This is a genomic window from Klebsiella quasivariicola (assembly GCF_002269255.1).
Taxonomy (GTDB): Bacteria; Pseudomonadota; Gammaproteobacteria; order Enterobacterales; family Enterobacteriaceae; genus Klebsiella; species Klebsiella quasivariicola.
In genome coordinates this window covers 1808629-1822587 of sequence record NZ_CP022823.1, presented here as the reverse complement: position 1 = coordinate 1822587, position 13959 = coordinate 1808629, and the positions used below count along the sequence as shown (strand labels likewise).

Annotated in this window: 11 protein-coding genes; 6 read left to right on the top strand and 5 right to left on the bottom strand. The window is 59.7% G+C overall.

Annotated features, from left to right (window positions below; all coding sequences use genetic code 11):
- Position 1: 1 nt before the first annotated feature.
- The 5 genes from mdtD (at position 2) to yegS (ending at position 6460) form a co-directional block, all read left to right on the top strand.
- The gene (gene mdtD / locus B8P98_RS09200) at positions 2-1417 is read left to right on the top strand and encodes an MFS transporter (protein WP_095032894.1); all 1416 of its coding nucleotides are present in this window, start codon (positions 2-4) and stop codon (positions 1415-1417) included.
- Positions 1414-2922 (top strand): envelope stress sensor histidine kinase BaeS, encoded by a 1509-nt coding sequence (gene baeS / locus B8P98_RS09195; RefSeq protein WP_025712734.1) that lies wholly within the window; start codon positions 1414-1416, stop codon positions 2920-2922. Before mdtD ends, baeS begins: the two co-directional genes overlap by 4 nt.
- Positions 2919-3641, top strand: a complete 723-nt coding sequence (gene baeR, locus B8P98_RS09190) for an envelope stress response regulator BaeR (protein WP_025712735.1) — start codon at positions 2919-2921, stop codon at positions 3639-3641. The genes baeS and baeR overlap by 4 nt, the downstream gene beginning before the upstream one ends.
- A 318-nt stretch (positions 3642-3959) precedes the next feature.
- Positions 3960-5321, top strand: coding sequence for a prephenate-dependent tRNA uridine(34) hydroxylase TrhP (gene trhP, locus B8P98_RS09185; RefSeq protein WP_080897462.1), 1362 nt, complete (start codon positions 3960-3962; stop codon positions 5319-5321).
- 242 nt (positions 5322-5563) lie between these two features.
- On the top strand, positions 5564-6460 hold the full coding sequence (yegS, locus tag B8P98_RS09180) for a lipid kinase YegS (RefSeq protein ID WP_165931776.1): 897 nt from the start codon (positions 5564-5566) through the stop codon (positions 6458-6460).
- Positions 6461-6728: 268 nt separating this feature from the next.
- Here the strand turns inward: yegS and B8P98_RS09175 are convergent, their stop codons facing one another.
- The 4 genes from B8P98_RS09175 to dalD form a co-directional block, all read right to left on the bottom strand.
- On the bottom strand, positions 6729-7391 hold the full coding sequence (locus B8P98_RS09175) for an HAD family hydrolase (protein WP_080897461.1): 663 nt from the start codon (positions 7389-7391) through the stop codon (positions 6729-6731).
- A gap of 48 nt (positions 7392-7439) precedes the next feature.
- Positions 7440-8717, bottom strand: coding sequence for a D-arabinitol transporter (gene dalT / locus B8P98_RS09170; RefSeq protein ID WP_080897460.1), 1278 nt, complete (start codon positions 8715-8717; stop codon positions 7440-7442).
- Positions 8718-8787: 70 nt separating this feature from the next.
- The gene (gene xylB / locus B8P98_RS09165; protein ID WP_025712740.1) at positions 8788-10251 is read right to left on the bottom strand and encodes a xylulokinase; all 1464 of its coding nucleotides are present in this window, start codon (positions 10249-10251) and stop codon (positions 8788-8790) included.
- A gap of 9 nt (positions 10252-10260) precedes the next feature.
- The gene (gene dalD / locus B8P98_RS09160) at positions 10261-11628 is read right to left on the bottom strand and encodes a D-arabinitol 4-dehydrogenase (RefSeq protein ID WP_025712741.1); all 1368 of its coding nucleotides are present in this window, start codon (positions 11626-11628) and stop codon (positions 10261-10263) included.
- A 206-nt stretch (positions 11629-11834) separates the two neighbouring features.
- On the opposite strand from dalD, the gene B8P98_RS09155 reads away from it, so the two are divergent.
- The gene (locus B8P98_RS09155) at positions 11835-12776 is read left to right on the top strand and encodes a sugar-binding transcriptional regulator (RefSeq protein ID WP_025712742.1); all 942 of its coding nucleotides are present in this window, start codon (positions 11835-11837) and stop codon (positions 12774-12776) included.
- Between the two features lie 81 nt (positions 12777-12857).
- Here B8P98_RS09155 and fbaB read toward each other — a convergent pair whose 3' ends face one another.
- On the bottom strand, positions 12858-13910 hold the full coding sequence (gene fbaB / locus B8P98_RS09150) for a class I fructose-bisphosphate aldolase (RefSeq protein WP_025712743.1): 1053 nt from the start codon (positions 13908-13910) through the stop codon (positions 12858-12860).
- Positions 13911-13959 lie beyond the last annotated feature (49 nt).

Below are 13959 nucleotides of genomic sequence, written 5' to 3'. Positions count from 1 at the left end.
CATGACAGACCTCCCGGCCAGCGTGCGCTGGCAGCTATGGATAGTGGCGTTCGGCTTCTTTATGCAGTCGCTGGACACCACCATCGTCAACACCGCCCTCCCCTCGATGGCCAAAAGCCTCGGGGAGAGCCCGCTGCATATGCATATGATCATTGTCTCCTATGTCCTGACGGTAGCGGTCATGCTGCCGGCCAGCGGCTGGCTGGCCGACCGGGTCGGGGTGCGCAATATCTTCTTCACCGCCATCGTGCTGTTTACCGCCGGGTCGCTGTTTTGCGCCCAGGCCAACACCCTCGACCAGCTGGTGATGGCGCGGGTGCTGCAGGGGGTCGGCGGGGCGATGATGGTGCCAGTGGGTCGCCTGACGGTGATGAAGATCGTCCCGCGCGATCAGTACATGGCGGCGATGACTTTCGTCACCCTGCCGGGCCAGGTTGGCCCGCTGCTCGGCCCGGCGCTGGGCGGGGTGCTGGTGGAGTACGCCTCCTGGCACTGGATCTTCCTCATTAACATCCCGGTGGGGATCATCGGCGCGATCGCCACTCTCTGCCTGATGCCCAACTACACCCTGCAAACCCTGCGCTTCGATCTCTCCGGCTTTGTGCTGCTGGCCGCCGGGATGGCGACCCTGACCCTGGCGCTGGACGGCCAGAAAGGGCTGGGCATGTCGTCGTCGTGGCTGGCAGGCCTGGTGGCCACTGGCCTCGGCGCCTTGCTGCTGTACCTGTGGCATGCCCGCGACAACGCCCGGGCGCTGTTCAGTCTCGATCTGTTTCGCAACCGCACCTTCTCCCTCGGCCTCAGCGGCAGCTTCACCGGTCGTATCGGCAGCGGCATGCTGCCGTTTATGACGCCGGTATTTCTGCAAATCGGCCTTGGCTTCTCCCCTTTTCACGCCGGGCTGATGATGATCCCGATGGTGCTCGGCAGCATGGGTATGAAGCGGATCGTGGTTCAGGTGGTGAACCACTTTGGCTATCGTCGGGTACTGGTTGCCAGCACCCTGGGCCTGGCCGCTGTCAGCCTGCTGTTTATGTGTAGCGCTCTTGCCGGCTGGTATTACGTGCTGCCGCTGATCCTGTTTTTACAGGGCATGATCAACTCCAGTCGCTTCTCCTCGATGAATACCCTGACGCTGAAAGATCTGCCGGACGATCTGGCGAGCAGCGGCAACAGTCTGTTGTCGATGGTGATGCAGCTGTCGATGAGTATTGGCGTGACCATCGCCGGGATGCTGCTGGGGCTTTACGGCCAACAGCATCTGAGCCTCGACGCCGCCAGCACCCATCAGGTCTTTCTCTATACCTATCTGAGCATGGCGGCGATCATCGCCCTCCCGGCGCTCATTTTCTCCCGGGTACCGGATGACGTCGGCAGCAATACCGTTATCCGCCGACGCAACAGGAGTGAATCGTGAAACTTTGGCGCCCGGGCATTACCGGTAAGTTGTTCCTTGCTATTTTCGCCACCTGTATCGTGCTGTTGATCAGCATGCACTGGGCGGTGCGCATTAGTTTCGAACGCGGATTTATCGATTACATCAAGCGCGGCAACGAACAGCGGTTAACCATGCTTGGCGACGCGCTGAGCGAGCAGTACGCCCAGCACGGCAGCTGGGCGTTTCTGCGCAACAACGACCGTTTTATCTTCCAGCTGCTGCGCACCTTCGAACGGGATAATGACGACCGTTCGCCGCCGGGGCACGCGATGAAGCCGGGGCCGATGGAAGCGCCTGGCGCCGGTCCGGACGGGCCGCCGCCGGATGGGCCGCCCGACGGCCCGCGTGACGACGCACGTCCGAGGCCGGAAATGCCGCCCCACGGCTGGCGCACCATGTTCTGGGTGGTCGATCAGTCTGGCCGCGTGCTGGTGGGGCCGCGTGAGCGCGTGCCGGAGGACGGCACCCAGCGCAGCATTGTGGTCAACGGCGTCGAAGTCGGCAAAGTGATCGCCTCGCCGGTGGAGCGGCTGACGCGCAATACCGATATTAATTTTGACCGGCAGCAGAAGCGCACCAGCTGGCTGATTGTCGCCCTTGCCACCCTGCTTGCCGCGCTGGCCACCTTCCCGCTGGCCCGCGGCCTGCTGGCGCCGGTGAAGCGACTGGTGGAAGGCACCCACAAGCTGGCGGCCGGTGATTTTTCCACCCGCGTGACGGTGACCGGCAGCGATGAGCTCGGCCGTCTGGCACAGGATTTTAACCAGCTCGCCAGCACGCTTGAGCGCAACCAGCAGATGCGTCGCGATCTAATGGCCGATATCTCCCACGAGCTGCGCACCCCGCTGGCGGTGCTGCGCGGCGAGCTGGAGGCGATTCAGGACGGGGTGCGGCGCTTTACCCCTGAGTCTATTCCCTCCCTGCAGGCCGAGGTAGCCACCCTCACCAAGCTGGTGGACGACCTCCACCAGCTGTCGATGTCCGATGAGGGGGCGCTGGCCTACCAGAAAACTTCGCTGGATATCATCACCCTGCTGGAGGTCGCCGCAGGCGCCTTCCGCGAGCGCTTCGCCAGCCGGCAGCTGAGCATTCAGGTGTCGCTCCCGGAGCAGGCGATGATTTTCGGCGACCGCGACCGGCTAATGCAGCTCTTTAACAATCTGCTGGAGAACAGCCTGCGCTATACCGACAGCGGCGGCAGCCTGCAGATCACCGCCCGCCGCAGCGGCCGGATGCTGGTCATCGACTTTGCCGACAGCGCCCCCGGCGTCAGCGATGAACAGCTGGCCCGCCTGTGTGAACGCTTTTACCGCGCGGAAGGATCGCGCAACCGCGCCAGCGGCGGATCCGGCCTCGGGCTGGCGATTTGCCTGAATATTGTGGCAGCCCACGGCGGCACCCTGCGTGCCGACCATTCGCCTTTTGGCGGGGTTAGCATTAAAGTTGAGTTACCTCTGGAACATGATTTACCGAGAGACGTATGACTGAATTGTCTGTAGATGAAAACACCCCACGCATTCTTATCGTGGAAGATGAACCCAAGCTCGGCCAGCTGCTGATTGATTATCTGCAGGCGGCGGGCTACGCGCCTACGCTGATCAACCACGGCGACAAGGTCCTGCCCTACGTCCGGCAGACGCCGCCGCACCTGATCCTGCTGGACCTGATGCTGCCCGGCACCGACGGCCTGACCCTGTGCCGGGAAATTCGCCGCTTCTCCGACGTTCCGGTGGTGATGGTGACGGCGAAAATCGAAGAGATCGACCGCCTGCTGGGGCTGGAGATTGGCGCCGACGACTATATCTGCAAGCCCTACAGCCCGCGGGAAGTGGTCGCCCGGGTGAAAACTATCCTGCGTCGCTGCAAGCCGCAGCGCGATCTGCTGGCGCTGGATGCCCAGAGCCCGCTGATTGTCGACGAGAGTCGTTTTCAGGCCTCCTGGCGCGACAAGCTGCTGGACCTCACTCCCGCCGAGTTCCGGCTGCTGAAAACCCTCTCCCAGGAGCCGGGCAAGGTCTTCTCCCGCGAACAGCTTCTCAACCATCTGTATGACGATTATCGGGTAGTGACCGACCGCACCATCGACAGCCACATCAAAAACCTGCGGCGCAAACTGGAGGCGCTGGACGCCGAGCAGTCGTTTATCCGCGCGGTGTATGGCGTTGGCTATCGCTGGGAAGCGGACGCCTGCCGACTGGCGTAGTGAGCCTCTTCCCGGCTCGCGCTGCGCCTGGCCGGGCTACAACTTCACCGTCATCTGCAATCCATATCCCGGGTAAGGCGTTTACGCCGCAACCCGGGAAACTCCATAGCGCCTATCCCGCCAGGCGTTATTAGTGCTGTCAGTGTGAGCACTGCCCAGGTTAAAAATGGCAAACAAATTAGCCATACTGAAAGATACCCATCTGATATTTACTCCCCTTCGCCGCGGCGCTACAATGCCCGCCCTTAATGTGGGGACACTCCCCAACTCGCCGCACCGGGTGCGGCGAATCTGACCTGTCATCAGAACGAGAACACCATGTTTAAACCTGAACTCCTCTCCCCGGCGGGAACGCTGAAAAATATGCGTTACGCTTTCGCCTATGGCGCCGATGCCGTTTATGCCGGCCAGCCGCGCTACTCGCTGCGCGTGCGTAACAACGAATTCAATCACGAAAATCTGCAGCTCGGCATCAATGAAGCCCACGCGCTGGGTAAAAAATTCTATGTGGTGGTCAACATCGCCCCGCATAACGCCAAGCTGAAAACGTTTATTCGCGATCTGAAGCCGGTGGTGGAGATGGGTCCGGACGCGCTGATCATGTCCGATCCGGGTTTAATCATGCTGGTGCGGGAAAACTTTCCTGATATGCCGATCCATCTTTCGGTGCAGGCCAACGCCGTCAACTGGGCGACGGTTAAATTCTGGCAGCAGATGGGCCTGACCCGTGTGATCCTCTCCCGTGAACTGTCGCTGGATGAAATCGAAGAGATTCGCCGCCAGGTGCCGGAGATGGAGATTGAGATTTTCGTCCACGGCGCGCTGTGCATGGCCTATTCCGGCCGCTGCCTGCTCTCCGGGTATATCAACAAGCGCGATCCGAACCAGGGGACCTGCACCAACGCCTGCCGCTGGGAATACAACGTGGCGGAAGGTAAAGAAGACGACGTCGGCAATATCGTCCACAAATATGAGCCGATCCCGGTGCAGACCGTGGAGCCCACCCTCGGCATCGGCGCGCCGACCGATAAAGTGTTTATGATCGAGGAAGCTAAACGTCCAGGCGAGTACATGACCGCCTTTGAGGACGAACACGGCACCTACATCATGAACTCGAAAGATCTGCGGGCTATCGCCCACGTTGAGCGTCTGACCCAGATGGGCGTTCACTCGCTGAAGATCGAAGGCCGCACCAAATCCTTCTACTACTGCGCGCGCACCGCTCAGGTTTACCGCAAAGCGATCGACGATGCCGCCGCCGGCAAACCGTTCGATACCAGCCTGCTGGAGACGCTGGAAGGGCTGGCCCACCGTGGCTATACCGAAGGCTTCCTGCGCCGCCATACTCATGACGATTATCAGAACTACGAGTACGGCTACTCCGTCTCCGAGCGCCAGCAGTTTGTCGGCGAATTCACCGGGGAGCGTAACGGCCCGCTGGCGGCCGTGGCGGTAAAAAATAAGTTCAGCGTCGGCGACAGCCTCGAGCTGATGACCCCGCAGGGTAACGTCAACTTCACCCTCGAGCATATGGAAAATGGCAAAGGTGAAGCCATGCCGGTGGCTCCGGGCGACGGTTATACCGTATGGTTGCCTGTGCCGGACGACCTGCCCCTGCAGTATGCGCTGCTGATGCGCAACTTTACTGGTCAGACAACCAGAAACCCGCACGGTAACTAGTTAATTTGCGTTATTTTTTCACGATGTAAGGATATTAGAATCGGATCACATACCGTTTCGATTGAAACAGGTATCATCCATTTCGCTGAAAAACATAACCCATAAATGCTAGTTGTACCAGGAACCACCTCCTTAGCCTGCGTAATCTCCCTTACGCGGGCTTATTTTTTTGTCTCTCCTTCGGTCCTCGCTTTCGTCATGCGGTACACTTTATGCAACACTGAGCAATAAAGGTTCCCTTGATGATGTCTACGTTTCCAGCCAGCTTACTGATCCTTAACGGCAAAGGTGCCAATGAACCGCAGCTACGCGAGGCGGTTAACCTGTTACGCGACGAAGGGATCGATATTCACGTCCGCGTTACCTGGGAAAAGGGCGATGCCGTGCGCTATATCGATGAAGCCCGGCAGCTGAATGTTGAAACGGTGATCGCCGGCGGCGGCGACGGTACCATTAATGAAGTGGCGACCGCGCTGGTGGAGCGCGGCAGCAACATGGCGCTGGGGATTTTACCGCTGGGCACGGCTAACGACTTCGCCACCAGCGTCGGTATTCCACAGGATCTGGCCAGCGCCCTGAAGCTGGCGATCGTCGGCCGCGATGTACCGATAGATATCGCCCGGGTTAATGATAAAACCGGCTTTATTAATATGGCGACCGGCGGGTTCGGCACCCGGATCACCACCGAAACGCCGGAAAAACTCAAAGCCGCGCTCGGCGGTGTCTCGTATTTAATCCACGGCCTGATGCGTATGGATACCCTGAAGCCGGACCGCTGTGAGATCCGCGGGGAGAACTTTCACTGGCAGGGCGATGCGCTGGTCATCGGCATCGGCAACGGCCGCCAGGCGGGCGGCGGCCAGCAGCTGTGTCCGGAGGCGTTAATTAACGATGGTCTGCTGCATCTACGTATTTTCACCGGCGAAGAGCTGATCCCTGCCCTGTTCAGCACGCTGGCGAATCCGGAAAACTCGCCGAATATTGTTGACGGTGTCTCCTCGTGGTTTGAGATCACCGCCCCCCATGAGATGACGTTTAACCTTGACGGCGAGCCGCTCAGCGGCAAAACCTTCCGTATGGAGCTGTTACCGGCGGCCCTGCGCTGCCGACTGCCGCCCGACTGCCCGCTGCTACGCTGAGGCGGACAGGAGCCCATCGCCCGGCGACGCTGCGCTGGCCGGGCCTATGGTCCGCACATTTTATGTCGCCCGAATAAGCGCCGCGCCAGCCGGTGAGTCAATGTAGGCCGGGTCAGGCGGCAGCCGCCACCCGGCATCAACACCGGTACGGCGACGGATGCCGGTGCAGCTCCTGAGCGGATTAAGGCAATAAAAGGGGTGTGAGCGCAGAGAAGAGATTAACCGACCAGCTACATCCCGGGAATGTCTGCGCCCACAAATGGCTGACTTATACCGCCACCGCTGGCTCCGCGGTAAGCGCTTCCAGCAGTTCAGGTAAGGTTTGATACCGACCCACGGCGGCCTGATAGCGCTCCTGCTGGCTGTCTTCGGCAACCACCGCCGTGGGAATACCGGCGGCCTGGGCCGCGCAAAAGCCGGTAAAGCTATCCTCAATCACCAGACACTGGCTGGCCGCAAGGTTGAGCTTACGCAACGTCGTCAAATACACCGCCGGGTGCGGCTTGCCGCGTGGTTCATCATCCGCGCTGGAGACCACGTCGAAAAAATGCCAGAGCGAGAGCTTGTTCAGCACCGCGGCAATAACCTGGCGGGATGATGAGGTGGCGAGCGCAATCTGATAGCCCGCCTCGCGAAAATAGCGTAACGCCTCAAGCACCCCGCGCATCGGTTCGCCTTTCGCGGCAATCAGGCCGGTGATGCGCTGCATTATGGCGTCTTCCAGCAACGACAGGGCAAGGTTGAGCTGGAAATAGCGGCACCAGGTGCCGGCGATTTCATCAAGACGTTTGCCTTTGGTCAGGGTTTCACATTCATCCACGCTCGCCGTTGCTCCCCATTGCGCGAGGGCGTCAATCTGCGCCTGTCGCCACAGCGCCTCGGAATCAATAATCACGCCGTCCATGTCAAAAATAACCGCCTGCATATCCATTCGTTCACCTCATTAAGGCTGGCATGCGCTTCATGCCAGCCGCATCACCTAAGAGAATTCAACCTGCTCGGAGGCGGTCGTTTCCTTATGGGAGAACCCCGGCTGCTCCACGCGGATAAAAGCGCAGAGGAAAAAGGCCACCACGTACAATGCGGTATAGGCGATCACCACCCCGATGGTGCTGAAGAACGGCAGCAGCACCACGGCAATCGCCGGCGCGAGAAAGTTCGACATCCCCGCCGACAGGTTATAAACCGAAATGGCCGCGCCTTTATGCTTCGGCTCCAGCGCCGGGAACACGGCGGCCAGCGGCACGAAGGCGGCGACAAAGATCCCGAGGGCGATGGCGGGGATCAGCGCCATCGCAAAGCTATGGCCAAAGTGCTGAGGAATGTAGTAAAACGCCAGGCTGGAGAGCGCCATACCGATGCAGCCGAACCAGCGCACCACCTTCATCCAGCCCAGTTTTTCCCCCAGGATCCCCCACAGCACGTTAGAGAAAATGGTGGTGAAGAAGAAGACTGCCCATACCTGGAGCCATTCCGAGGTGGTGAAGCCCAGCTCATCGACAAACATCATCGGCATAATGACCGCAAAGCCGAACAGCGAGAGGGTATTGGTAATCCTTACCATGCTCGACAGCAGAATATTGCGGTTGGTATAGAGCAGCGTCGCGGCGCGTCCCAGCTCGGAAAACTTCTGGCGAGTGGTGAGATTCTGCATATGCTGCGGCGTTTGAATATGGCGCAGGGAAGCCAGGGCAATCACGCCGCCGGTGACGCAGAAGGCCAGCGCCAGCCACAACGTCCCCAGTTCGCCAATGTGCGGAATGGTGAAGCTCGGAATATAGCTGCCGAACACGCCGATGCCGATGGAATACACCGCCCAGAACCAACCGATGGCCGAGCTGGCATTGTCGCTTTTGACGTTATGGACAATCGCCACGATAAATGAGTAGAGGAACAGCGGATAGGCGAAGCCGCGGATTCCGTAGAAAATCAGGATCAGCGCATAGTTGGCGTGACCGAGGCCGAAAACGAGGAACAGCACGTGGAACACGCACCACAGCACGAAGCCAATCATCATAGTTTTCAGCGGAGTGATAATTTCCGCCACCACGCCGGAAATCCACGCCGACAGCGCGGCGGCCAGGCCGTAGAGGGTAAAGGCAAAGGAGGCCTCCGCCGGGGAGAAGCCAAGCGCTTTGATATAGTGCGACAGAAAGGCTAATTCAAAACCGTCGCCGGTCATAAATACGGCAATGGCAATGTATCCCCAGAGTAGGTTCAGGGGTAAACCGAGCCACTGTTTATTATTGATAGACATAATGACCTCGTTTTCAGGGTACAGGGTGGCCGCTCCGCGACGTGCAACGCAGCGGCTGTTATGATGAAAATCAGTGCTGCCGATAACTCAGATCGTTAAAATACAGCGCCTTAAACTGCGCGTAGCGTTGCATCAGAGAGTGGTGGCGAAGCGGATCCGCACGCCAGGTCTGCCAGACTTCCGGTTTCTCACACACCGCGGCAATCGGTTTGCCCGCTGCCAGACAGGCCAGCCGCGCCGCACCCAGGGCGCCGCCCGTCTCTCCCCCTTTATGGGTCACCACCGGCATAGCGAGAATATCGGCCAGCAGCTGGGCCCAGAACGGACTGCGGGCGCCGCCGCCCACCAGCGAGCATTGCGCGATCGACGTACCGCTCTCTTTCAACACCTGCAGGCCGTCGTTGATACCGAAGCTCACCCCTTCCAGCACCGCGTAGCCAAGCTGCGCGCGCAGGCTGGCGTGGGTCAGGCCCCAGAACATGCCGCGCGCATCAGGATCGTTATGCGGAGTACGTTCACCGGAGAGATAGGGCAAAAAGAACGGAGCGTGGGCTTTCTCCTCCTCGCTGAGTTCGGCAATTTCCGCCAGCAGCGCCACTTCCGTGGTACCGGTCAGGCGGCAGAACCACTGCAAACAGCTGGCGGCGCTCAGCATGACGCTCATCTGGTGCCACAGGTTTGGCAGCACGTGACAAAACGCATGTACCGCCGACTGCGGGGCCGGACGATAGGCGTCGGTCACCACAAACAGCACCCCGGAGGTACCTAGCGAAATAAACGCATCCCCCGGCGAGACCGCGCCGACGCCAATGGCGCTGACCGCGTTATCACCGCCGCCCCCGGCCACCACCACCGAGGCGTTCAGCCCCCAGCGCGCCGCCACCTGCGGGTCAAGGGTGGCAGAAACCTCGCAGCCTTCGACCAGCGTCGGCATTTGGCTGCGTGACAGGCCGCACTTATCCAGCAGAGCGTCGGACCAGTCGCGCTTCGCCACGTCCAGCCACAGCGTCCCGGCGGCGTCCGACATATCGGAGACTTTCTTCCCGGTCATCCGGTAACGCAGATAATCCTTCGGCAGCAGCACCGTGGCGGTGCGCTGAAAGTTTTGCGGCTCGTGACGGCGCACCCACAGCAGCTTCGGCGCGGTAAAGCCCGGCATCGCCAGGTTTCCCGCCACCTGATGCAGCTCCGGCGCCATCGCCTCCAGCTCGGCGCACTCTGCAGCGCAGCGGGTGTCGTTCCACAGAATGGCCGGACGGATCGTCTCCCCCTTTTCATCCAGCAACACCGCGCCGTGCATCTGCCCGGAGAGGCCAATCGCCTTGATGGCCGGCCAGTGCTGCGCGCATTTTTCCCGCAGCGTGGTCATCAGATACTCCGTCGCCTCCCACCATAACTCCGGCGCTTGTTCTGACCAGTGCGGATGGGGCCGCTGAATACTCAGCGGCGCGCTATGGCTGGCGATAACCTCATAGTTCTCATCAATGACCAGCGCTTTGACTTCCGATGTGCCGAGATCGATACCCAGATACATAGCCACCTCTTATTTAATCAGCGTGTAAACGGCGGCGACTTTCTCGCGCATCAGCGCCAGGAAATCCGCGTTGTTGGCCAGGTCACCAAACAGGGCTTTATCGCGAGCGTAGACAGCCACCGGATCCTGAGCCTCATACATTTCATGCACCGCCTGCGCATCCAGGATGCCGTCCTGGTACTCATACGGCAGCGTTCCCTTATGCCACTGCTCCATAAAGACGAAGAACAGCGCCGGCAGCATGGCGGTCGCCTCAGGGCGAACGCCGCGCTGATAGCACTCCTGCAGCGTGGGGGCGATCATCGCCGGAATTTTCGAGAAGCCATCGGCGGCGACGCGCTGGTTGGTGTCCTGGATATACGGGTTGGTAAAGCGCTTAAGCACCACATCCCGGTAGGTCGGCAAATCAATGCCGTTATCGCCGAGGCACGGGATGACATCCTCCGTGACGTAGCGGTCGGCAATGGCGTAGATAGCATCGGTCAGCGTGCTTTCATGAATATACTGCTGGCCAATTAAGGTTCCCGCCCAGGCAATGCAGCTGTGCGACGCGTTCAGAATGCGGATTTTCGCCTCTTCATACGGGATGACCGACTCGACCATCTCCACGCCGACCGCTTCCAGGTTCGGGCGGGCATCACGGAAGTGGTTCTCCACCACCCACTGGATAAAGGTCTCCCCCATCACCGGCGCTTTGTCATCAATCCCGGTTTGCGCTTTGATACGGGCCGGCAGATCGGCCGCCGGACGCGGGGTGATGCGGTCCACCATGGTGTTCGGACAGGTGGTATTGGCCGCCATCCAGTCAATGACCGCCTGTTTGCCGGTGAGCTGCAGGAACTCCACCATCCCGTCGTGAAAACGCTCGCCGTTATGGCGCACGTTATCGCAGTTGAGCAGGGTCAGCGGCCCGGCGTTGTCCGCCATGCGTTTTTCCAGGATCCGCGCGAGGGTACCGTAAATGGTTTTGCACTCGCCTTGCAGGTCGGCCTGCAGATCGGGGTTACTGGTTTCCAGCTGATGGCGGGTGTTCAGGTAGTACCCCCCTTCCGTCACGGTAAAGGCGATAACTTTGGTCTGCGGGTTTGCCCCCTCGTTAATCAGCGGCTGCAGCCCGGCCTGCCACGGCAGCAGTTTCTGGATTGAGGTGATCTCTTCATAGTCGCGCTCCCCTTCCGGGCTGACGGTTTCCAGGACGTAACGTCCTCCCTGCGCCGCCAGCGCCTGGACCACCTGCTCGGCGTCGTTACGAATATTTCCCGCCGCGATGTGCCAGCGCTTATCCCCGGACGCAATCAGACGATGCAGATACCACGCCTGATGCGCGCGGTGAAAAGAACCCAGACCGATGTGAAGCCAAGTGAATTGATTGTTCATGTTCTGCTCTCCTTGAGTTGATGGCGCCACTGTAATTGATCATTTGACCAAAATAAGAGCCGTGGATCACAAAAGAACAATTACCCAATTAAATTACAAATGACCAGATAAGAGCAAAAGCTTGCCAGTTATCCCAACCACGGCGAGAATGCGGGTATTCGCCGGGCCAATTGCGAGCCCTGGTCAGCAACTTAGGGCGGGAAACCATGAGTAAAGAAGACGATATCCGGATGGATCAGAAGGTGCGTGCCGCGTGGATGTACTACATCGCCGGTCAGAATCAGAGCGAGATCGCCAGCCAGCTGGGCACCTCCAGACCGGTGGTGCAACGGCTGATCGCCGCCGCGAAAGAAGAAGGGATTGTGTCGATTAATCTGCACCATCCGGTGGCAAACTGCCTCGATTATGCGCAGTTGTTGCAGGAAAAGTATCAACTGATCGAGTGCAATGTGGTCCCCGCCTTCAGCGAAGAGAGCACCCTCGATAGCGTGTCGTTTGGCTGCTATCAGCTGATGGCTCGCTATTTACAGGATGATAAAGAGAAAATTATCGGTCTGGGCTCGGGCCTGACCCTGAAAAAAGCGCTGCAGCGCATCGATTTTGACAGCCTGAATACCCGCTGCGTGGCGCTGATCAGCGCCATGAATGCCGACGGGCAGTGCAATTATTACGATGACGTGCCCCTGCTGCTAACCCGCAAAATAAAGGCCAAGTACTATCAGTGGCCGGCGCCGCGCTACGCCCAGAGCGCGGAGGAGTATGAGATGTGGTGCAGCAACCGCTTATTCCGCAGCGTCTCCGGCGTCGCCCGCGAGGCAGACGTAATTTTTGTCGGCATTGGTCCCCTGGGCACGCAAAGTCCAATTTTTAAGGACGGGTTTATTAATCAGGCGCAAATGGATGAGCTGACCGCGCGCGGCGGCATCGGGGAGATCCTCGGACGGTTTATTGATGCGGAAGGCAACGTGGTAGACAGCGAGATCAACCGCATGATCACCAGCTATGATATCCGTCAGAACCACTGCCCGCGTATTGCCGCGGCGTGTGGAGAATACAAACGGCCGGCGATCCTGGCGGCCCTTAAAGGCGGCTGGATCAATGGTCTGGTGACCGATGAACATACCGCCCGCTGGCTGTTGACCCGCTAACGGCGCAGGCTGAAGACCCATACAAAACGTTAACCCCGGTGCGCGTCGCGCCACCGGGGAACCCGACGAGCGTGGGGCTTATCAGGCGATAGTCACTTTCCCGTCAAGGTAGACGTCCTGCACGGCATTGATCAGCTTCACGCCGTCGGCCATCGATTTCTTAAACGCTTTACGGCCAAGGATCAGCCCCATGCCGCCGGCGCGTTTATTGATCACCGCCGTGCGCACCGCGTCGGTAAGGTCGGTCTCCCCGCCCGCCGCGCCGCCAGAGTTAATCAGCCCGGCGCGGCCCATATAGCAGTTCGCCAGCTGGTAGCGCACCAGATCGATAGGGTTATCGCTGGTCAGTTTGCTGTACACCCGATCGTCGGTATAGCCGAAGTTAACCGCTTTATAGCCGCCGTTATTCTCCGCCATCTTTTGCTTAACGATATCGGCGCCGATGGTGGCCGCCAGATGGTTGGCCTGCCCGGTCAGGTCGGCGGAAACATGGTAGTCGACGCCGTCTTTCTTGAACGCCGAATTACGCAGATAGGCCCACAGCACGGTGACCAGGCCCAGCTCATGCGCCCGCTCAAAGGCGGCGGAGATCTCTTCTATCTGGCGACGCGATTGCTCCGAGCCAAAATAGATCGTCGCGCCCACGGCCACGGCGCCCATATTGAACGCCTGCTCAACGCTGGCGTAGAGGGTCTGGTCGTATTCGGTAGGGTAGCTCAGCGTTTCGTTATGGTTGAGCTTCACCAGAAAAGGGATGCGGTGCGCATATCGGCGCGACACGGAGGCAAGAACGCCGTAGGTCGACGCCACGCAGTTACAGCCGGCCTCAATGGCCAGCTCGACGATATTTTTCGGATCAAAGTACAGCGGGTTGGCGGCGAAGGAGGCGCCCGCCGAGTGCTCTACGCCCTGGTCGACCGGCAGAATGGAAAGGTAGCCGGTCCCCCCCAGGCGTCCAGTATTGTATAGAGTCTGCATATTCCGCAGCACCGCCGGTGGTCGGTTGTTATCCACCATCACCCGATCAACATAATCTGCGCCCGGCAGATACAGCTGGTCGGCAGGAATGGTTATACAACGGTGCTGTAAAAGGCTGTCGGCATCTTTGCCAAGCAACTGCGCAATATCAGTCATAGCAATCTCCCGTAAGGCCGGCCGAAGCCGGCATGCATTATCCCAACCC